The organism is Tateyamaria sp. syn59 (genome assembly GCF_007995245.1).
In the GTDB taxonomy this organism is placed as follows: domain Bacteria; phylum Pseudomonadota; class Alphaproteobacteria; order Rhodobacterales; family Rhodobacteraceae; genus Tateyamaria.
Genome location: NZ_VCBA01000041.1, coordinates 3,258 through 4,847 on the forward strand (window position 1 = coordinate 3,258; position 1,590 = coordinate 4,847).

Genomic DNA, 1,590 nt, shown 5'->3' on the forward strand with positions numbered 1-1,590 from the left:
CATGGGCAACTACGTTGACCCGCGTGTACAAGGCCGGAAAGTGTCCTTGTCGCCGGTGGTTGTGCTGATCGTTCTGTTGTTCTGGGGCTGGATCTGGGGAGTCGCCGGCGCCGTTCTGGCTGTTCCGATGACGATCGCTATCGCCGTCATTTCAGCGCATGTGCCTCCGCTCCGACCTCTTGCATTCCTGCTGGACAACGAGACAGACCCGGAAGAATCCGGTTACTTGGCCTGCGGAAATAGTCATGAATTTTAATGAGAGAGTGATCTGGTAAAAGCTGCTGGGTCGAGGCTTCCAGTGGCAACGCCTTTCCTCAGGTCATGGCTGGATGCAAATTCCTTTGCGCGGCTCTACCTGCTTCCGGCGGCTCATTTTCCTAAAGGAAGGCCGGCCGAAGGATGTCCGTGCGGCACGCCGGGACGAGATACTCCGACGGCAGTCCAGCACCAAGGACCTGCTGGAACCATGAATGCTCATTGCTCTTGTGCTTCGGAAATCCGTTCGATGGCCCACGATAAATAGGAGGAACATCATGTCCTACTGGCGCTTCGTCGCAATGATCGCGACCTCGACGGTGGTGATGTTCGGGCTGATGTATATCAACACATACGCCTACGAACACATCTTCTTCAGCAAGACTCGAACCTACATGGCGCTGCTGATGGGCGCGGTGATGGCGGTGATCATGCTCAGCTTCATGCTGTCGATGTATGCGAACAAGGCGATCAACATCACTATGCTGGCGCCGTAGTGGTGTTCGGCCTGACGCTGTGGCTGGTGTGCAGCCAGACCACGGTGGGGGACGTGAGCTTCATGCGGGCGATGATCCCGCACCATTCGATCGCCATCATGACATCGGAGCGCGCCAATTTCTCGGACCCCCGGGTGCAGAAGCTGGCCGATGAGATTATCGCCGCGCAGCGCAAGGAGATCGGCGAGATGCGCCATCTGATCGCCGATATAGAGGCGAATGGTATTGCCGCCGATCCGGCGCTCGGGGAATTCGGGGCCCCGGCTGAGGAAGGCACCGTCGAAGAGGCCCTGAGTTCGGTTCAGCTGGCCGGACTCGACGTCGCGGGCATGACACCCGAGGAGATCGAGACCGCGCTCGAAAGCGAAGCGACCTGTGAGTTCCGCCGGACCAATGAAGGTGAGCCGGTGCTCGCCATGGCCGGCGAGAGCGGCGCGATTAAGCTGTCTGGCGTGCTGATCCCGCTTTCCGCCGGTGGCCCAATCGCAGTCGATACGCTGGAAGACGGTGCGCGGTTCGCGGCAGAAGGCGTGGACGTCTCCGTGATGCCTGATCCCGGTGCTGACTGGACCGACACCGACGACAGTCTGCGCCGCGCCGAAGGCGAGATGACCTTCCATCTCGAGCAGGGCCTGCGCGTAGTCTATAGGGGATTCCTGGACTGCGCTGCATAGCGGACATTTACGTAGAGCGCAGAGAATGGCCGCTTCCCGCCCAACCTACCAGTCCGGGGGAAACGACCCGCTACGTGCGCACCAGATTGGGACCTTGAATAGTTCAGGAGACGGCACCGCTCCCCGGCGCAGCGTTTCTTCAGATGTTTCTGTAGTCCGTGCCG

Annotated in this window: 1 protein-coding gene and 1 pseudogene; both read left to right on the plus strand. The window is 59.9% G+C overall.

All coding sequences use genetic code 11. The annotated features are described in order from the left end of the window. Positions 1 to 256, plus strand: a 256-nt coding sequence (locus FD715_RS22180) for an AI-2E family transporter (protein WP_147115395.1), incomplete at its 5' end; no start/stop codon positions are given. A 277-nt stretch (positions 257 to 533) separates the two neighbouring features. Next, positions 534 to 1,426 (plus strand): annotated as a pseudogene (locus tag FD715_RS22185) (DUF305 domain-containing protein). Positions 1,427 to 1,590 lie beyond the last annotated feature (164 nt).